At 73.0% G+C, this 19,585-nt stretch carries 12 protein-coding genes; 3 read left to right on the plus strand and 9 right to left on the minus strand.

Annotated elements, in window-relative coordinates; all coding sequences use genetic code 11:
* Positions 1–10: 10 nt before the first annotated feature.
* The 4 genes from A3IG_RS0101400 to A3IG_RS0101415 all read right to left on the minus strand — a co-directional run bounded on the left by A3IG_RS0101400 (position 11) and on the right by A3IG_RS0101415 (position 9,092).
* Positions 11–3,277, minus strand: coding sequence for an ATP-dependent DNA helicase (locus A3IG_RS0101400; RefSeq protein ID WP_018381752.1), 3,267 nt, complete (start codon positions 3,275–3,277; stop codon positions 11–13).
* 192 nt (positions 3,278–3,469) lie between these two features.
* Entirely contained in the window at positions 3,470–4,324 is an 855-nt protein-coding gene (locus tag A3IG_RS31660) for a hypothetical protein (RefSeq protein WP_018381753.1), read from the minus strand.
* 345 nt (positions 4,325–4,669) lie between these two features.
* A complete protein-coding gene (locus tag A3IG_RS0101410; protein ID WP_236719279.1) occupies positions 4,670–7,957 on the minus strand; it encodes an ATP-dependent helicase in 3,288 nt (1,095 codons plus the stop codon).
* Between the two features lie 763 nt (positions 7,958–8,720).
* Positions 8,721–9,092 carry an MGMT family protein gene (locus A3IG_RS0101415; RefSeq protein ID WP_018381755.1) on the minus strand — a complete coding sequence of 124 codons (372 nt, stop codon included), beginning with the start codon at positions 9,090–9,092 and terminating at the stop codon, positions 8,721–8,723.
* A 273-nt stretch (positions 9,093–9,365) separates the two neighbouring features.
* On the opposite strand from A3IG_RS0101415, the gene A3IG_RS0101420 reads away from it, so the two are divergent.
* Positions 9,366–12,284: a flippase-like domain-containing protein gene (locus tag A3IG_RS0101420; protein ID WP_018381756.1), complete on the plus strand. Its 2,919-nt coding sequence runs from the start codon at positions 9,366–9,368 to the stop codon at positions 12,282–12,284.
* A gap of 96 nt (positions 12,285–12,380) precedes the next feature.
* Here the strand turns inward: A3IG_RS0101420 and A3IG_RS0101425 are convergent, their stop codons facing one another.
* The 5 genes from A3IG_RS0101425 to A3IG_RS28175 all read right to left on the minus strand — a co-directional run bounded on the left by A3IG_RS0101425 (position 12,381) and on the right by A3IG_RS28175 (position 18,270).
* The gene (locus A3IG_RS0101425) at positions 12,381–12,794 is read right to left on the minus strand and encodes a PPOX class F420-dependent oxidoreductase (protein ID WP_018381757.1); all 414 of its coding nucleotides are present in this window, start codon (positions 12,792–12,794) and stop codon (positions 12,381–12,383) included.
* Between the two features lie 99 nt (positions 12,795–12,893).
* Positions 12,894–14,072 (minus strand): adenylyltransferase/sulfurtransferase MoeZ, encoded by a 1,179-nt coding sequence (gene moeZ / locus A3IG_RS0101430; protein WP_018381758.1) that lies wholly within the window; start codon positions 14,070–14,072, stop codon positions 12,894–12,896.
* Between the two features lie 157 nt (positions 14,073–14,229).
* Positions 14,230–15,441: an NAD-dependent epimerase/dehydratase family protein gene (locus A3IG_RS0101435; RefSeq protein ID WP_018381759.1), complete on the minus strand. Its 1,212-nt coding sequence runs from the start codon at positions 15,439–15,441 to the stop codon at positions 14,230–14,232.
* Between the two features lie 335 nt (positions 15,442–15,776).
* On the minus strand, positions 15,777–17,156 hold the full coding sequence (locus A3IG_RS0101440; protein WP_026219784.1) for a DUF3152 domain-containing protein: 1,380 nt from the start codon (positions 17,154–17,156) through the stop codon (positions 15,777–15,779).
* 10 nt (positions 17,157–17,166) lie between these two features.
* Positions 17,167–18,270: an alpha/beta fold hydrolase gene (locus A3IG_RS28175; protein ID WP_018381760.1), complete on the minus strand. Its 1,104-nt coding sequence runs from the start codon at positions 18,268–18,270 to the stop codon at positions 17,167–17,169.
* A 251-nt stretch (positions 18,271–18,521) separates the two neighbouring features.
* On the opposite strand from A3IG_RS28175, the gene A3IG_RS0101450 reads away from it, so the two are divergent.
* Together A3IG_RS0101450 and A3IG_RS0101455 are read left to right on the plus strand one after the other, a co-directional pair.
* Positions 18,522–18,752: a hypothetical protein gene (locus A3IG_RS0101450; RefSeq protein WP_018381761.1), complete on the plus strand. Its 231-nt coding sequence runs from the start codon at positions 18,522–18,524 to the stop codon at positions 18,750–18,752.
* A 132-nt stretch (positions 18,753–18,884) separates the two neighbouring features.
* Positions 18,885–19,526, plus strand: a complete 642-nt coding sequence (locus tag A3IG_RS0101455) for a TetR/AcrR family transcriptional regulator (protein ID WP_018381762.1) — start codon at positions 18,885–18,887, stop codon at positions 19,524–19,526.
* The last annotated feature ends 59 nt before the right edge of the window (positions 19,527–19,585 follow it).

Consider the following 19,585-nt stretch of genomic DNA (forward strand, 5'->3'; position numbering starts at 1 on the left):
GGGACCGAGCCTAGCCGGCCAGCAGCCGCTCCAGTTCCTCCCGGCCCGGCAGGTCCTCGGGGCGGACCACCTCGCCGGTCCGGACGTACAGGAAGGCGGCGGAGACCCGTTCCAACGGCAGCCGGTGCTGCTCGGCCCAGGCGAGGCGGTACACGGCCAGTTGCAGCGGGTCAGCGGTGTGCCCGCGGTTGGTCTTCCAGTCCACGATCTCGTAGCCGCCCCCGTCGTGCCGGTACACCGCGTCGATCCGGCCGCGCACCACCCGTCCCGCCAGCATCACCTGGAAGGGGGCCTCCACCCGGTACGGGGTGCGTTCGGCGTACGGGGTGCGCAGGAACGCCTCCTTGAGCTCCCCGAGGTCGTGTTCGTCGTCGATCTCGGCGTCCTCGACGCCGGGGAGGTCCTCGGGTTCCAGCAGCGGCAACGGCTGGAACAGCGACTCGACCCAGGCGTGGAACCTGGTCCCCCGGCGAGCCGCGGGCTGGGGTGGACGGGGCATGGGCCGCGCCAGCTCCCGGGCGAACCCGTCCGGGTCCGCGGCCAGCCGCAGCACCTGGGAGGCGGAGAGCGACCTCGGCAGGGGCACCTGGCGCACGGTGGCCCTGGAGCGGCGCAGTTCGCCCTCGAGGGCGTCCAGGTCCCGGTCCCAGGACTCGACCAGGCGTTGCTCCTCGGGAACCAGCTCACCGACGGGGTCGGCGCCCGCCCGGTCGGCCCCGGTCCCGCCGGGGCCGACCGCTCCCCCGCCGGCTCCGGCGCGGTCGGTGGCCGCCCCCGGGGTGAGGTGGGCGAGCAGGCGGCGGACCTCGTGCGCGGCCTGTCTGCGGCGTTCGGCAGCGGCCGGGTCCAGCGGCAGCGGCCAGGCGTGCTCCACCGTCCTGGTCAGGGCGGGGTTCCGCTCGTCCTCCGGGGGCGGGTCCGCCCAGACCTCCACCTCTCCCCAGCCCCGCTCGCAGTGTTCCCGCAGGGCGGTGAGGAACGTGGAGGGGCCGCGCCGTCGGGTCTGGGTCGGCCCCCACCAGTGCCCGGACCCGAGCAGCAGGGAGCGGGGCCGGGTGAAGGTGACGTAGCCGAGGCGCAGTTCCTCCACCTCCTGGTGGTCCCGCATCTGCTCCTCGAACGCCCGCAGGCCCCTGGCCGTCCACTCCGGTTCCGGTGGCAGGGTCTCCCGGTCGCCCCGCAGCCCGTGCGGGAGCACGGCCGCGTTCCTGGTCCACAACGACCGTGGCTGACCGCTGGGAAAGGCCTTGGTCACCAGGCCCGGCACCGCCACCACGTCCCACTCCAGGCCCTTGGACTTGTGGGCGGTCAGCACCTTCACGGTGTCGGCCCCGCCGGGCAGCGTGTTGTCCAGGCCCCTGTCGTAGCGCTCGGCGGTGCGCAGGAAGGCGAGGAACGCGCCGAGCGAAGGGTCTCCGTCGAGGTCGGCGAAGGACGCGGCGATGTCGAGGAACGCGCTCAGGGTCTCCCGGCGCCGGGCCGCCAGCGCGTGCGGGGACGCGGCCAGCTCCACCTCGAGGCCCGTGACGGCGAGTACCCGGTGGAGAACGTCCATCAGCGGGTCGGCGAGCGCCCGCCGCAGGTCACGCAGTTCACTGGCGAGCCGGGCGAACCTGACCCTGGCCTCGGCGGAGAACGGCAGCTCGTCGCCGGTCGCGTCGGGGTCGGCGAGGAACGTGTCCAGGGCGTCGGCGAGGGAGACCACCTCGGTGGGGTCCACCCCGGCGACGGCCTCGGCGAGCCGGGCGTCCGGGTCGTCCGCGGTGTCGCCGTCCGCACCGGTCCTGCGGACCAGGGCCTGGGCACGCCGTCCGAGCAACGCCAGGTCCCGGTGACCGATCCGCCAGCGGGGGCCGACCAGCAGGCGCACCAGCGCGGCGTTGGCCGTCGGGTCCTGGAGCACCTCGCAGGTGGCCACCAGGTCGGCGATCTCCGGCAGGTGCAGCAGCCCGGACAGGCCCACGACCTCCACCGGCACGTCACGTTCGACCAGGGCGGCGTGGATGTCCGGGAAGTCCCTGCCGGCGCGGCACAGCACCGCCACCTCGCCCGGAGGGGTGCCGGTGCGCACCAGGTGGGCTATGGAGTCGGCGAGCCACTCGATCTCCTCGGCGTGGGTCCGCAGCAGCGCGCAGCGGACCGTGCCGTCGTGCTCGGCGCCGGGCCCGGGGCGCAGCGCGCGCACCCCCGGGTGCCGGTCCCGCAGCGGCGCGGCGAGCTGGTTGGCGAGGTGGAGCAGCCGGCCGCCGCTGCGCCTGTTCTGGGTGAGCGCGTGGCGGGCGGCGGGGCGGCCCCGGGCGTCCGGGAAGTGCTCGGGGAAGTCGTCGAGGTTGGCCACCGAGGCGCCGCGCCAGCCGTAGATGGCCTGGCAGGGGTCGCCGACCGCGGTCACCGGGTGGCCGGTGCCGCCGCCGAAGAGGCCGGCGAGCAGCAGCCGTTGGGCCACCGAGGTGTCCTGGTACTCGTCCAGCAGGACCACCGCGTACTGGTCGCGCAGGATCTGCCCCACCGCGGGCCTGGTCCTGGCGAGCGCCGCGCTGTACGCGATCTGGTCGCCGAAGTCGAGGAGGTCGGCGGCCCGCTTCTCGGCCCGGTACCGCTCCACGAGGCCGGCCAGCTCGATCCGGGCGGCGGCTGCCTCGGGCACCCGGCGCAGGTGGTCGTTGCTGAGTTTCACCCCGGCGAGCCGCCGCACCAACTCGGTGTCGTGGTCGCGGAGCCCGGTCGGCTCCACCAGGTGCTCGGCGAGTTCTCCGTCCAGGGCCAGCAGGTCGGCGACGAGGTCGGCGAACGGCCTGGTGAGCGCCGGGTAGGGGCCGGGGGCGCGGCGCAGTACCCGGGCCGCGAGCTGGTAGCGGGTGGAGTCGGCGAGCAGCCGTGCGGTGGGCTCGACGCCGATCCGCAGGCCGTGCTCCTTCAGCAGCCGCCCGGCGAACGCGTGGTAGGTGGAGATGTCCGGTTCGCCGGGCGTCTCGTGGTCGTCACCCGGCTCCGGGGCGTCGAACCCGGCCCTGGCCAGGGCCTTGCGTACCCGGTCGGCGAGTTCGCCGGCCGCCTTGTTGGTGAAGGTGAGGCCGAGGACCCGCTCGGGCGCGGTCTGGCCGGTGCCGACCAGCCAGACCACCCGGGCGGCCATCACGGTGGTCTTGCCGGAACCGGCGCCTGCCACGATGACGTTGGGCGCGAGCGGGGCCGTGATCGCCGCCAGTTGCTCCGCGGTGAAGGGGATTCCGAGGAGTTCGTTGAGCGAGGCGGGATCAGTGATGCGGGGGGCCACCTCAGGGAGACTAGCCGCCCTCCCGGACATCCCGTCGTCCCGTCCTGTTGTGGGGGCTTCCCACCGGCCCGTCAGGTGCCGTGGCCGGGGGGGTCCCCGGCCACGGCACGGACGACGTCAGGCGCGGTCAGTCACCGGGCCCGGTGACCGCGCCGCCCGGCCCCGGTGGGCCACAGTGGCCGGAACCGGGGGTCAGGCGGAGCCGGTGCCCGCGTCGGCGGAGGTGCCGCTGCTGGTGCCGGCGGTCGCGAGCTCCTCGAGCTGGGCCATGTCCAGCACCTGGTCGTCCGGCGGGATCTGGACCTGCACCGGCTTGTCGTAGTCGGAGAAGGTGATGGCACCCGGCTTGCTGTCGTTCTCGAGCACGATCTTGAGTGGGTACGGCTTGCCCACGGTGGAGACCCACATGGTGCCGGTCTCGTCGGGGGCCTCGTAGGAGACCTCCACGGCGGGCACCCCGTTGACCTCGCTGACCTCTCCCTTGTTGGTGGCGTCCAGGTCGTCGCCACCCGAGGTGAAGGACTCCGTCAACTCGCTGAGGGTGCAGGTCTCGGCGATGTCGCTGTAGCCGTCCTGGCCCTCGCTGAGCAGCAGGTAGCGGTCGCCCACCACGGTCTTGGCGGCGTCGGCGTCGGCTCCGGCGAACATGTCCCAGAAGGGGCCGTTGGGCTTCAGCCAGATCTTGCCGTCCTTGCTCGCCAGCTTGGTCTCCGCCCCTTCCTTGCCGACGGTGCCCTGGCAGTTGCCGCTGTCGTCCAACGCCAGCTCCATGGCGACGGACTCGTCGCCGGTGCCGGTCACCCGGAAGGCCGACGCCTGTTCCATGGCGTCCATCGCCTTGTCGACTATCTCGCTGGCGGTCAGCTTCTCCACGCCGTTGGGCTCCTGCTTGGGCTCCTCCGGCTTGTCAGGGTTGTTCGGGTTGTCGGGCCGCCCCAGGTTGCCGGCCCGCCCGGTGCTGTCGTCACTGTTGTCGCCGCAGGCAGCCGCGCCGACGACCAGTGCGCAGACCGCCGTCGCGCTCGCCAGTCCCCGCATGATCCTCATGGTGCTGTCGTCAACTCCTCGATTGCTTGCTCGCGTGGCACGGCGCCGGACCACCGGACGACCCGTCATCGGACGCATGGTGCGAAATCCTGGTCAGCCATGGTCGGGGCGGCACAAAGGGCGCAGCCTACCCGCATGGAACGTGGGGGTGCCGCCAGGGGTGCGCCGCCCCGTTCGGGAACGTGTCTCCGGGTGCTCATGACGCAGGCCCGGCGACGGGCGATGCCCATGCTGGCACACTCCCCCTCCTCGGTCGGATTCTCCTCTCCTGTTACACGACGCCACAGACTCGGTCAGTGGTTGCGAAAACGGCACCTGTTCGACGCGAGGGGGAAGCCGCGGCTGTCACTCCACCAACTGCTGTCCCTCCGGCCGCGCGGAACAACTCCGGTGGAACGAACAGTGGGTGCACTGGCCGCCGGTCCTGGGAACGAACCGCTCGGCCAACACCCGGCCCGCCGCCTCGGCGAGGAGTCCCTCCACCCAGCCGTCCTGGGGCGGCTCCTGCAACTGGACCAGCGGCAGGTCGGGGTCCGCCCCGCGCCCGGTCGGCGACTTGCGCAGGTGCACCAGCTCTGCTCCCCCGCTCGGCACCCCCGCGTCCCCCGGCCCGGGAACCGGCGCGCCCCCCTCGTCCGAGCCACCGCGTTCCCCGTCCTCCCCCCCGAACGCGGGTAGGTCACCCAACGCGCCGGAGCGCACCGCGAGCTGGTACACCGCGAGCTGGGCGTGCTCACGCACCTCGTCGCCTGAGGGCACCTTGCCCCGACCGGTCTTGAAGTCGACGACGTAGGCGAGCCCCGACTCGTCCCGCTCCACCCGGTCCATGCTGCCGCGGATCCTGACCCGCACCTCGCCCACGGACAGGGTGAGGTCGAACGGATGCTCGGTGGCGACCGGTGACCGGCGACCGCGTTCGTTCACGTGCCAGTGCAGGAAGCGTTCCAGCGCGGCCCTGGCCTGCTCCTTCTCCTGGACCGACTTCCACGGCGCGTCGAACGCCAACCCGTCCCACACCGTCTCCAGGCGTTCCAACAGCACCCCGAGATCGGCCGGGGTGCGCCCGGAGCCCACCTCGTCGGCGAGGACGTGGACGACGCTTCCGAAGCCCTGTGCCCCGCTCGCCGGGGTGTCCGCGCGCACCTCCCGACTGAGGAACCACTGCAGCGAGCACTTCGAGGCGAGCTGGTCCAGGGCGCTGCCGGACAACGCCACCGGGCGGTCCGGGTCACGCAACGGCACCGGGGCCCGGGTCGGCTCGGCCAGCCCCCACCAGCGGTCCGGGTGGGCCGACGGCACCAGCGCCACACCGTCGTCCCGCAGCGCGGCCAGCCTGGCCAGCCGGCGGGCCGCGGCGGCACGCAGTGGGGCCGAGGCGCCGGGATCGACGGTGGTCGCCCGCAACTCGGCGACGAGCGCCGGCACCGACAGCGGACGACGCGGCCGGTGACTGACGTCCACCGGTTGCACGCCGAGTTCGTTGAGGAAGCGCGACGGCTGGTCGCCGTCGTCGGCCGGGGCCCTGACCGCCGTGACCACCAGGCGCTCGGAGGCTCGGGTGACCGCCACGTAGAACAGCCGCCGTTCCTCCGCGAGCAGGGCGCCAGGGCTCAGTGGCTCGGCCAGGCCGTCCCGGCCGATCCGGTCCGCCTCCAGCAGCGAGCCGCGCCGACGCAGGTCCGGCCACAGGCCCTCCTGCACACCGGCGACGACGACCAGGCGCCACTGGAGGCCCTTGGAGCGGTGTGCGGTCAGCAGCCGCACCGCGTCCCGGCGAACCGTTCGCGGGGTGAGCACGTCGGCGGCGATGTCCTGTTTCTGGAGTTCCTCCAGGAAGTTGAGCGCACCCCGGTGCCCGGCCCGCTCCTCGGCCCGCGCCGCCGTCTCGAACAGCGCGCACACCGCGTCCAGGTCCCGGTCAGCGTTGCGCCCGGCGGCGCCCCCGCGCTGGGCGGCCCGCTCCAACCGCTGCGGCCAGGGAGTGCCCTGCCAGAGCCTCCACAGCGCCTCCTCAGCGGAACCACCCCCGGCCAACAGCTCGCGCACCTCGCGCAGCAACCCGCCCAGGTGCCGCGCGCCCCTGGCGTACGCCTGGTCCATGGCGACCAGCCGCTCCGGTTCGGCGAGCGCCTCGGCGATCAACTCGTCCGACGGCCGGACGGTCCTGCTCCCCGCCAGCCGCTCCTCCTCGCGCAACGCCCGGCCCAGGCGCCGCAGGTCGGTGGCGTCCAGGCCGCCCAGCGGGGAGGTCAACAGGGTCAGCGCGGTGTCGGTGTCCAACGGCTGGCCCGTCGCGGTGCGCAGGGCGAGCAGCAACGGGGCGACGGCAGGCTCCTCGCGCAGCGGCAGGTCGTCGCCGTCGATCTCCAACGGCACCCCGGCGGAGGTCAGTGCGCGACGCACCCCGGGGATGGACCGGGCGCCGGCCCGCACCAGCACGGCCATCTCCCCCCACGGCACGCCGTCCTCCAGGTGGGCACGGCGCAGGATGTCGGCGACGTTGTCCAACTCGGCGCCGGCCGTGGGGAAGGTCAGTACCTCGACCCTGCCGCCGTCCCCTGCCGGCAGCAGCTCCCGGTGTGCCCGCACCTGCGCCGCCGGCAGCCGGTTCACGGCCATCCGCTGGGCGACCAGCCGGGACGCCGCCAGCAGGCGCGCCGGGGCCCGCCGGGACACCCGCAGCACCCGCACCGGCGCCGGAGAGCCGTCCCCGCGGCGGAAGTCGTGTCGGAACTCCAGGATGCCCCCCACGTCCGCGCCGCGGAACGCGTAGATCGACTGGTCCGGGTCACCGAAGGCCACGACGGTGTTCCCGGCGACCGCCCGCAACAGGCGCACCTGGGCGGGGTCGGTGTCCTGGTACTCGTCCACGAAGACCGCGTCGTACCGGCCCCGCAACCACGTGGCCACCCGTTCCTCCTCGGCGAGCAGGACCGCGCGGTGCACCAACTCCGCGTAGTCCAACACCCCCTGTGCGTCCAGGACGTCCAGGTACTCGGCGAGGAACGCCGCGGCGGCCTGCCAGTCCGGGCGACCGGTGCGGGCCGCGAAACTCGCCAGCGCCTCCGGGTCCAGGCCCAGTTCCCGACTGCGGGCCAACACGGCGCGCACCTCGTCGGCGAAACCGCGGGTGGTCAGGCAGGCCCGCAACTCGTCCGGCCACACCACGCCGGCCCGCCCCGACCTGGCGTCCTCGGCGGCGCCGGCCAACAGCTCCCGCACCATCACGTCCTGCTCGGGGCCTGACAGCAGGCGCAGCGGATAACTGAACAGGGCGGGGTCCTGGTGGGCGCGCACCAGGGCGTAGCTGAAGGAGTGGAACGTCGTCGCCTGGGGCGCGACCGCCGTTCCCAGCCGGGCGGCGATCCGGTCACGCAACTCGACGGCGGCCCGGCGACTGAAGGTGAGGACCAGGAGGCGCTCGGGGTCGGTCCCCCGGCGCACCCGTTCCGCCACCGCCTCCACCAGCGTGGTGGTCTTCCCGGTCCCCGGCCCGGCCAGAACCAGCAAGGGCCCCTCCCGGTGCTCCACCACGGGCCGCTGGTACTCATCGAGGTCAGGCGGCCCCGGAGGCTCGGGCAGGGTGCGCACCAGGCGGTACGGCCCGGCGGACGCGCCGGACGGCGACGGCACGACGGGGGACGGAGGGGCGGCGAGCGGTGGCGCAGAGGAAGTCACAGGAGCTGGTTCTCATGTCCGGGAACGTGGCGCCCGCGCGTGGCGGTGCCCACGGTGGGCGTGATGACGACGGTACGACACCCCCCACGGCCCCGTCCGGCATCCCCCAACACGGCCACTCCCCACCCCCAACACCCACGGCACCCGCAGCGACACCATGCGGCTGGCGCCGCGCGGGGGAGCCGGCTGAGGAACGCCAGCAGGGGCTCCCCCAAGCGGCCAGCAGCGACCGAACCCCCGGGAAAACCCGCAGCGTCGTGCACCTTCACCCCGACGACGCGAAGACGTGAGCGAGCCGCAGTGACACCATGCGGCTGCCGCCGCGGACCGCTGCCCCTGCCAAGAGACGAAGCCAGCGACCGAGGGCTCCCACATCATGCGGCTGGCGCCGCGCGGGGGAGCCGGCTGAGGAACGCCGGCAGGGGCACCCCCAAGCGGCCGGCGGCGAGCGAACCCCCGGGAAAACCCGCAGCGTCGTGCACCCCCGCCCCGACGACGCGAAGACGTGAGCGAGCCAAAGGCCGCGCCCCTGCCAAGAGACGAGGAGAAGGACGCGAGGAACGAGCGACCGCACGACGAGGAACGCCGGCAGGGGCCCCGCAAAGCGGCCGGAGGCGAGCGAACACCAAAAGACAGCCGGCGGCGAGCGAACACAAAAAGGCAGTGTCGTACCCCCGCACAGCGACCTGGATGGCGGAAGCTGGGTCGCATGGGTGGCTCAGTCGCCGAACGCCCCGTCCCAGCGTGCCCGGGCCAGATCGAGCTTCGGCAGGTGGCCGGTGCCGGTGCGCCCCCTCTCACGGAGCGGGGTGCCCTCCTCGTGGTACTTCTCCAGCGCACGTTGTTCGTGGCCCGGGAGGAGGTTGCCGTCGGCCCGCACCACCCGCCACCACGGCACTGCCGCGCCGTACAGCGAGAGTACGCGGCCGACCTGGCGTGGCCCGCCCTCGCCGAGGTACTCGGCGACGTCGCCGAAGGTCATCACCCGTCCGGTGGGAATCCGGTCGATGACGTCGAGCACCCGCTCCGCGAAGTCCGGCAGTTCCGGCGGCCCGGGCGGCTCCTGGTCCTTCTCAGCCTCGTCCGTCATCCGACTCATCCTGCCGCATCGTCGGGGCGCCGACCGGTGGGGCCCGGGGAGGGCCGTCGGGGGTGGCTTCGGGGAGGACGCCCGGTTGATCACGTAAGCCGCAGGACGTACGATCCCCCGCACTTCACCCCGAGATCCACCCTGGTGCCCCCGTGCCCCACCCCGCCATGCCACCATCTGTCCCGGCGGTGACTGGTGATACGAGACCACAATGACACAACAGCTCAGGGAGCGGGGACCGGCAACGGGTCCCACGCTCCTCCTGCCGCGCCCGTGAACGGCCCGGACCAGCCGCCCGCCCATGACCGGCAAAGCGCCACCGCGTCCGGGCCCGACCCGCGCGACGCCAGCGGCCCTCGGGGCACCCCGGAACCGTTGGACCCCACGAACGAACCGGAGGGCCAGAACCCGACGCGGTCCGCGTCGACTGCCCCGGCCGGCTCTCCCCGTCCCCCGCACCAGGCCGACCGCCACTCGCGTCGTCCGTCCGTGTCCGCCCGGCCGGGAGACCGACCCGCCGGCGCGCCGGACACGGGCGGGCGCGCCGGTGACGGCGCCGGAGCCGGGCGGGACGGAACCCCGGACCGCCAGGTACCGGAGGCGGGGCGCGGCGGGAACGCCGAGGACGTCTCGTTCGACGAACCGCTGCTCCCGCCCCGGGTGCACCGTCTGTCCGACCTGCTGAGGTTCCTCCTGGGGGTGCTGGGGATCGCCCTGATCCTGGTGATCGCCGGCATCGCCAGGGGCACCACGTCCGGGCTCGAGCAGGACATCCTCGAGGGCACCCGCAAGGCCCCGCCCCTGCTGATCAGCCTCGCTGGTTTCGCCTCCAGCATCGCCGTGCTCATCGTCCCCGTGCTCTTCGCCATCGAGCGTCTGGTCAAACGGGACGGGCTCCGCGTGGCGGACGGTGTGCTGGCGGCGGTGCTGGCGCACGGCGTGTCGTTGGTCACTGACCTGTGGGTGGCCGAGGCGGCGCCGCAGTCGGTGGAGGACGCGCTCACCCAGCGGGCGCCGGGGAGCTTCGACCTCACCGACCCGGTGCACGGCTACCTGGCGCCGGTGATCGCCTTCATGTTCGCGGTCGGTCTGTCCAAACGTCCGCGCTGGCAGTTCGCGGTGTGGACGGTGCTGCTGCTCGACGCGCTCGCCGTGCTGCTCGGTGGGTACTCGACCCCGTTCTCCATCCTGCTCACCCTGCTGATCGGCTGGACGGTGGCCTACGCCACGGTCTACGCGGTGGGCACCCCGAACGTGCGGCCCACGGGGCAGACGCTGCTGTTCGGACTGCGCCGGGTGGGTTTCTCCCCGGTGCGGGCGCTCCGGGTGGATGACACGCCCGAGTCGCTGGAGACCCACGGGGGCCGCCGCTACCTGGTCCACCTGGAGGAAGGGCCGCCGCTCGACGTCACGGTGGTGGACCGGGAACAGCAGGCGTCCGGCTTCTTCTACCGGGCGTGGCGGCGGCTGCGGCTGCGAGGGGTCACCCAGCACCGCAGCCTCCAGTCGCTGCGCCAGGCACTGGAACAGGAGGCGCTGCTCGCCTACGCCGCGGTGGCGGCCGGCGCCAACGCTCCCCGGCTCGTCGCCACCTCCGAGCTGGGGCCCGACGCGGTGATGCTGGTCTACGAGCACGTTGACGGGCGCACCCTGGGGGCCGTCCCGGACGCGGAGATCACCGACGAGCTGCTGCGGGGGGCGTGGCGTCAGGTCAAGGCGCTCCAGACGCGGAGGGTGGCGCACCGGCGTCTGGGCGGGGCCTCGCTCATGGTGGACCGCGGCGGCGAGGTGTTCCTCACCAACCTGCGCGGCGGTGAGATCGCCGCTGGTGACCTGGTGCTGCGGATCGACGTGGCCCAACTGCTCACCACCCTGGCACTGCGGGTCGGCCCCGAGCGGGCCGTCTCCTCCGCGGCCGCGGTGCTCGGCCCTGACGCGGTGGCCGCCTCGCTGCCGTTGCTCCAGCCGATCGCCATGAACCAGGAGACCAGGGCCACCCTGCGGCAGCTCAACAAGGAGCGGGCGGAGCGCGAACGGGAGGCCGTGCTGGCGGCCTCCCGCGGGCTCAGGAGCCGCAGGGAGCAGGTCGCCGAGGGGGAGACGGGGGAACAGGAGCGGCGGGACCGGGCCGACCGACGGGCCAGGCGCGCGGAGAAGAAGGCGATAGAGGAGGCGCTCGAGGGGGCCCGGGAGGAGGACCTGCTGTCCCGGATCCGGCACCAGGTGCTGCTGATCCGCCCGGAGGCACCGGTGGAGCCGGCGCGGCTGGAACGGATCAGGGCCCGCACGCTGGTCAGCGTCATCGCCGGGGCGTTCGCCGCGTACTTCTTGTTGTCGCAGGTCAGCGAGGTAGAACCGGCCAAACTCTTCGCCGAGGCGGAGTGGGGCTGGGCGGCGGTCGCGGTGGCCGGTTCCATGCTGAGTTACGTGGCGGCGGCACTGGCCCTCTCCGGGTTCGTGCCCGAACGGTTGTCGTTCCGCCGCACCGTGTTGGCGCAGGTCGCCAGCTCGTTCGTGAAGCTGGTGGCGCCGGCGGCGATCGGCGGCGTGGCGATCAACACCCGCTACCTCCAGCGGGCCGGCATCCGTCCGGGGCTCGCCGTGGCGAGCGTGGGCGCCTCCCAGCTCACCGGCCTGTGTGTCCACGTCACGCTGTTGTTGTCCTTCGGGTACGTGACCGGCACGGCGAAGACCCCGTCGTTGTCGTCCCCGCGCACCGTCATCGCCGGGGTGCTGGCCGCCGCGGTTCTGCTGCTCGTGGTCTCGGCCGTGCCCCAGTTGCGGAAGTTCGTCGCCACCCGGGTGCGGTCGCTGTTCGCCGGAGTGATCCCGCGGATGCTCGACGTGTTGCAGCGCCCGGTGAAGTTGCTCACCGGGATCAGTGGGACGCTGCTGTTGACGGTCGCCTTCGTGATCTGTCTCGACGGGTGCATCCGGGCGTTCGGCGGGGAGCTGAGCCTGGCCAAGGTGGCTTTCATCTTCCTGGCCGGCAACGCGCTCGGCTCGGCCGCACCGACCCCGGGCGGGGTGGGCGCGGTCGAGACGACACTGACGCTGGGACTGGTGACCGCCGGGTTGCCGAAGGAGATCGCCACTCCCGCGGTGTTGTTGTTCCGGCTGTTGACGTTCTGGCTCCCGGTGCTGCCGGGGTGGCTTTCGTTCACCTACCTCCAGCGCAAGGAAGCCCTGTGACGTCACCTCCCTGGTGAACGGGGGCGTTCCCGGTTCACCGGGCCGCCCGCGTGGGGCACGGACGGGACTCAGGGGCCGCGTCCGGCCGGGGCACCGTCAGTACACGCCGTAGGCGCGTTCCACATGGAGTCGGCCCACCAGCCGGCGCTGCTCCACCATCGCCGCGCGGTACTCGTCCCAGTCCGGGTGTTCTCCGGAGATGGCGCGGTACAGCGCCACGAGTTCCTCCGCGGTCGGATCGTCCGTTCGGGTCGTGACCGGGGTGAGTTCGGCGGTCGCCTCCGCCACCACGTAGGAACCGAAGTCGGGGGCGTTGACGTAGAAGCTGGCCCGCGGGTCCCGTCGCAGGTTCCGGGTCTTGGCCCGGTCGTCGGTGATGGAGACCCGGATGGTGCGGGTGGCTTCGTCGTAGGCGTACATGACGTTGGAGAGTTGGGGCCTGCCGTCCCGTTTGAGGGTGACCAGTACGCCCCGGTGTCCGTCGCGCAGGAGCTGTGGGATCTCGTCCATGCCCTCATCTTGCCCGGGGGTGCCGGCGCGCCGCGCCCACGGCGGGGTGGGGCGCGGCGCGCGGGGCCTGACGGGCGGGGCGGACCCCGCCCGCGGCGGTCAGTAGACGGGCTTCTCCGGCTCGATCTGGTTGACCCAACCGATCACACCGCCGCCGAGGTGCACGGCGTCGGAGAAGCCCGCGGACTTCAGCACCGCGAGCACCTCCGCCGAACGCACCCCGGTCTTGCAGTGCAGGACGATCTTCTTGTCCTGGGGCAGCCCCTGGAGGGCGTTACCCATCAGGAACTCGTCCTTCGGGACCAGCCGGGCGCCCGGGATGCTGACGATCTCGTACTCGTTGGGCTCGCGGACGTCGATGATGTCCACGTTCTCCCCGGTGTCCAGCCACTCCTTGAGCTGTCGCGGGGTGATGGTGGCGTCCCGGGCGGCCTCCTGGGCCTCCTCGGAGACCACCCCGCAGAACGCCTCGTAGTCGATCAGCTCGGTGACGCTGGGGTTCTTGCCGCAGACCGCGCACTCGGGGTCCTTGCGGACCTTGACCTGGCGGTAGGTCATCTCCAGGGCGTCGTAGATCATCAACCGGCCGACCAGGGGCTCTCCGGTGCCGGTGAGGACCTTGATCGCCTCGGTCACCTGGATGGACCCGACGGATGCGCACAGCACGCCGAGCACTCCGCCCTCGGCGCAGGACGGGACCATGCCGGGCGGCGGGGGCTCGGGGTACAGGCAGCGGTAGCACGGGCCGTGCTCGGACCAGAACACGCTGGCCTGCCCGTCGAAACGGTAGATCGAACCCCAGACGTACGGCTTGTTCAGCAGGACGCAGGCGTCGTTGACCAGGTAGCGGGTGGCGAAGTTGTCGGTGCCGTCCACGATCAGGTCGTAGCCGGCGAAGATCTCCATGACGTTGGAGCTGTCCAGCCGCTCCTGGTGCAGGATGACCCGGGTGTAAGGGTTGATCTCCTGCACCGAGTCCCGGGCGGACTCGGCCTTGGAGCGGCCCACGTCGGACTGGCCGTGGATGACCTGACGTTGCAGGTTCGACTCGTCGACCTCGTCGAACTCCACGATGCCCAGCGTGCCCACGCCGGCTGCGGCCAGGTACAGCAGGGCGGGCGAGCCGAGGCCGCCGGCACCGACGCAGAGGACCTTGGCGTTCTTCAGGCGCTTCTGGCCGGCCATCCCGACGTCCGGGATGATCAGATGACGTGAGTACCGACGGACCTCGTCGACGGTGAGCTCGGCTGCCGGCTCGACCAGAGGTGGCAACGACACGGGGACTCCGTTGGTCGATGGAAAAACGGTGGTTCTCCCGGTAACACTGCCACGGCCGCCGCCATTCCGAGACTGCGGGTCCACGCTCCGAGACGCGGGCCGCCACGGCGCAGCCGGCGGCGCCCCGCCATGACCGGGGCCCGCCCGACGCCGCGGCTCAGACCCGGCAGGCCGCCTCCATCCACACATCGGCGAGGGACTCCTCCAGGGCGATCCTGGCCCTCCAGCCGAGCCGGTCCCGTGCGGTACGCACGTCGGCCTGCTGCCAGGCCCCGCAGCCGTCGGAGGGGTAGGGCCCGCTCGTCGCGCCCGGACAGGGGCGCCCGGCCTGGGCGCCGGAGTCCCCTCCTTCCCGGGCCGGCGTCCCCGGTGCGCCGGGGACGCGCACCACGCCGGCCCGCCCCTCGGGAAGCCTCCCCTCGCCGACCTGCGCCGGCAGGTCCCGTCGGGTGGCTGAGCGGATGCCCAGGTCGTGGCCGCGCGGGTCCTTGGCGAGCGGGTGGCGGCCGGGGTCCCCGGGCCCGCGCGGACCGCCGGGCAGGTGGTGGCGGCCCGGCTCGGCGGCACGCAGCTCCCTGCCCGCGGCGGGCCTGGGGAGCACGGACAGCTCGCCCGGGTCGTCCAGCTCCAGGAGCTGACCGCTGAACCCGGCGGCGCGGGCCAGGGCCGCCGCGGCGTCCCGCAGCCGCACCGCGTGCCCGGTGCCGATGTTGACCACGCCCTGGGCGGCGGACAGTGAGGCCGCGTGCACGGCCCGGGCCACGTCCCGCACGTCCACGAAGTCGCGCAGCGCGGAGAGGCCGCCGATCCGCACCTCGGAGTCCCCCGCCTGCATGGCCCGGCGCAGCGCGTCCGCGATCCGGCCCAGCGGTGACCCCAGCGGCGTGCCGGGGCCCACGGGGGTGAACACCCGCAGCACCACGGCGTCGAGGCCGGAGCCGAGGACCAGTTCGCTGGCGGCCAGCTTGCTCACCCCGTAGGCGCCGTTGGGGCGGGGCAGCGCCTCCTCCCCGGTGGACGAGCCCACCGGGGAGGGGCCGTACTCGGCGGCCGAACCGATCTGCACCAGCCGCGCGGTGCAGGTGCTGCGGCGCACCGCCTCGCAGACGGTGGCGACGGCGACCGTGTTGGCCCGGACCAGGTCGCGTGCGCTCCCGACGGTGGCACCGGCGCAATTGATCACGACCCCGGGCTGGATCGCGTCCAGGAAGCGGGCCAGCGCCCCCGGGCTGCCGGTGGACAGGTCGAATCGCACGTCCGCGCTGTCCCTGCGGCCGAGCGCGGTGAGCTGGACGGCCGGATCGGCGAGTAGGCGGTCGGTGACATGCCGGCCGAGGAATCCATCCGCTCCGAGCAGCAGCACCCTCATCAGGCACCTCCGGGGTGGTTCATGGGTGGCGTTTTCCTAACCTCGTGACGTCGTGTCGTACCGGGCAGGCTCTGTGGTACCGGGCAAGCTCTGTAGTACCGGGCAAGCCCTGGTGCCACGGAGCGCACTCGCAGGGCAACGATGTGTAGTCGCCGCGGGGCGCACGGCGGCCTCCTGGCGACGACCCGACGGGCGGCTCCTCCACGACGTTAGGGCCGAACGCCGATGGCGTGATGGACGGTTGTCCATCACGCCATCACAAGGGGTGAAACGCCGTAACCTTTCCTGGCTACCTATCGTTAGTGCATTCCGCCAAAACTTCACTCACCCGGGTGTCACTCCTTCGGATACGGCCACGGGTTGGGCTTGCACGTGACGTCGCCGGTGCTGAGGAACTTGGTCTGCTGCATCATCACCGGGGCCAGCGCCCCGTCGCTCGGGCAGCCGAGATGACCGAAGCCGAGCCGGTGCCCCACCTCATGGTTGATCAGCATCTGCCGGTAGCCGAGCATGTCGTCCCCGAAGGTGCTGGCGCCCTTGGCCCACCGGTACGCGTTGATCATCACCCGCTCGGTGCTCGCCGAGTCGCAACTCACCTTGTCGATGCTGGTGTCGAGCCCGGACATGGCGCACCACCGGTCGGTGGTGGCCGGGCTCGCCAGGGTGATCACGAACTCCGTCGGCCCGGAGGAGACCCTCTCGAACGTCATCTCACCGCCGTGGCTCCAACTGCGCCGGTCGTTGAGCGTCTCCTGGACCAGCTCGGCGAAGAGCTCACCGTCGAGCGGCAGTCCCTTCTCCACGTCCACCCGGTACCGGTGCTTCGTGCCCTGGCCTGGTGCCTTGGCCGTCCCGGACACGGTGGTGAACTCCCCGCGGAGCGAGAGGTCGGTGGGGAGGTGGAACCTGCGGGAGAGGCGCTGGTGCAGGGTGAGCGGCTGGGCGGACCCGTTCTTGCCCTTGTCGTCCCCGGAGACGCGCTCCGTCTGCCGGCCGGAGCGGGAGGCGGCCGGGTCGTCCCGCCGGGTGTCACCGGTGGTCCTGGACTCCTGGTCCGGCGCCTCCGACACCTGGCCGGCCACGCTCACCGCGAGCACCGCGAGGACCGCGACCGCGACCAGGCCGGTGACCGTCCTGGCCGGCGAGGAACGGCGGGCGCCCCCTTTGGAGCGAACCTGCCTGGGACCACGGGGAGCTGACGCCCCGGCACCGCGCTCCGCCACCGGGCCGGCGATCCCGGCACCGCGCACCGTGGGTCCGCCGGGCGCCGGCGCCCCGGACTCCGGCCCACCGGGCGCCGGGGGACGACCAGGTGCGCCCCGACCGTCGGGGACGGAACCACCGACCCGGGCGGGGCCGGCGTCGAACGCCTCCACGTCCTCCGGGCGCGGCCCCGGAGGGGCGCCCCGGTGCCGGGCGTCCAGCGAGGTGTGCCAGGAGTCCCACTGCCCCGCTCCCCGGGGTGCCGCACCCTGCGCGGCCCCTGGCCCCGGCGCCGGGGCCCACACCGCGGCGCCGAAGGGCGGCTCGGGGTGCTGGGGGTGGTCCTGCCCGTAGTTGGGGTCCCGGGCGTGGAGGTGCTCGCCTGTTCTCCCCTGGGACGCGGCGTGGTCGACCGGTCCGGACCCAGGTACCTGCGGGGTGCGTGGGGCCGTCTGCTCGGCGCGGTGTGCCCGCTCGCCTCGCCCACGGCCGGGAGCCTTGTGACGTCCCACAGCGCTGTCCTCAACTCCTGCCCGAACTCGGTTTGTTCTGCCGCGTCCGAAGCAGCTCCCGGAAGCCCCGGGAGACTGCCTCGGGGTGTTCCAACATCGCCACGTGCCCGGAATCCGGCAGGACCAGCAACCGCGCATCACTGAACGCGGCACAGGCGCGCCGCGCCATCCGATATGCCACCAGTTTGTCACGAACTCCATAAACCAGGAGAACTGGCACGTTCACTCGTTCCGCTTGTCGCCACAACGACCGCGCCCCGCCAGTGGTGTAGGTGACCACGATTCCTCGCAGAGCCCGTGTCATGGCGTCCCAGGAGTACGGGAGCGCGCTCCAGGACCTGTACTCCTCGGCCGCGGCGGCCAGCGCCTGCTCACTCACCCGGGACGGATCGCCGTAGCAGGTCCGGACGGTGAGCCTGACCCTTCGTTCCGGCGTCCAACCCCGGGTCGCCCTGGCGAAGAGGGCGGGTACCCCGGGTACGGAAACCAGTGCCGTGGGCAGTGCGGTGTGCTGCGGGGGCAACTCGGGCAATGCGGGCGAGACCAGGGTGAGGGTACGGACCAGGTCGGGACGGAGGGCGGCGACACGAACGGAGACTGCTCCACCGAGCGAGTTCCCGAACAGGTGAACTGGGCCTCGTCCGGACGACTCGAGCCGGCGGATCACCGTGCGGGCGAGGGCGTCGTTCGAGTAGTCACCGTCGTCCGGCGGCGGGGAGTGGCCGAAACCCGGCAGGTCCAGCGCCTCCGCGTGCACGGCGTCGGCGAGCAGTCGCATCAGCGGCACCCAGTTCAGTGAGGAGCCGCCGAGTCCGTGCACCAGCACCGCGGGTGGCAGCCCCTCGCGGAGCGGAGGCTGCCGGCGCACCGCGAGGGTGAACCCCGGGAACGACTCGAGCACCACGGGCAACTCGTCCGGTGCACCACCGGGCGCGTCCGGCCCCGCGGCGTCGGCCCGGTCCACAACGGCATCCCGACCGAGGCCGGTTCCCGGCTCCACCGCGGGCACCGGGTCCGTGACGGGCCCCAACCGGACCCCGGGTCCCCCGCCAGGCGTCTCGTGCTCGTCGGCGCGGGCGTCGTCCACGGGTCCGACGGAAGCCATGGTCGCCACTTACCTCCTGCCGCCGTCTTGAGGGCATCGCCACGAACGGTGACGTCCGCTTGCTCGCGCCGTGCACACCGCGAGGATAGTGTTACGAGACGATATACCTACCAGCTCGCGCGTCTGGCACAGCCGACGGGCACCCCCGTCGGCGTCCCGCGTTCCGGTGGTCGCGGGCGTCCTCGCGGCCCCAGGACCCGCGGGCCGTGAAACCGCCCCCGGCCGCCGCGGTCAACCGCGCCGCCACGGAAAGGAGCGTCATGTCCGACCCCACCGAGCCCGACGAGCCCTTCGAGGCGGACCAGGAGACCGAGCCCGGCGAGAGCGACATCGAGGCGCCGGAGGCAGACGCCGCGGAGCAGCGCGCCGAGGTGCGCCAACACACGGACCACCTGCCTCCGAGCGACGAGCGGACCCCGGAGGCCGCCGAGGCGGACGCCCTTGACCAGCGGGCGGTGGTCGAGCTGGACGAGGACGACTACCGGGAATGACCGTGGGTGATTGTTGAGTTCCCACAAGTTCCAACGGGTGAGATTACGCGCTCGCGCGTCCCATGGGCGGGTTACTCAAAAGTACGATGGCGAGCGCACCACCTGGTAACACCGCAGAGACGAGGAGGCGGCGTGACGGCCATCGAGGACACCGAGGCGCGCCCACGAGGCACCCGCCTGCCGCGCCGCGCCCGCCGCAACCAACTCCTCGGCGCGGCCCAGGAGGTCTTCGTCGCGCAGGGGTACCACGCGGCGGCCATGGACGACATCGCCGAGCGGGCCGGCGTCAGCAAGCCCGTGCTCTACCAGCACTTCCCCGGCAAGCTCGACCTGTACCTGGCGCTGCTCGACCAGCACTGCGACGCGCTGATCCAGGCCGTCCGGCGCGCGCTCGCGTCCACCACGGACAACAAGCAGCGGGTCGCGGCCACCATCAGCGCCTACTTCACCTACGTCGAGGACGAGGGCGGCGCCTTCCGACTGGTGTTCGAATCTGACCTGACCAACGAGCCGGCGGTCCGCGAGCGGGTTGACCGGGTCAGCCAGGAGTGCGCCGAGGCGGTCAGCCAGGTCATCGCCGAGGACACCGACCTGTCCGCCGAGGAGTCCATGCTGCTGGCCGTGGGCCTGTGCGGAATGGCGCAGATCACCGCCCGCTACTGGCTCTCCCGCGAGGGCAAGCTGCCCAGGGACGCCGCGGCCCGGCTCGTCTCCGGCCTGTCCTGGCGCGGCATCGCCGGCTTCCCGTTGCACGGCACGGAAGGGCACCACTGACCGGCGCCCGGGGGGTTCCTCCCGGTCCCGGAACCCGAGCCTGGGCCCTGCGCCGAGGA

The organism is Wenjunlia vitaminophila DSM 41686 (genome assembly GCF_000380165.1).
GTDB lineage: Bacteria > Actinomycetota > Actinomycetes > Streptomycetales > Streptomycetaceae > Wenjunlia > Wenjunlia vitaminophila.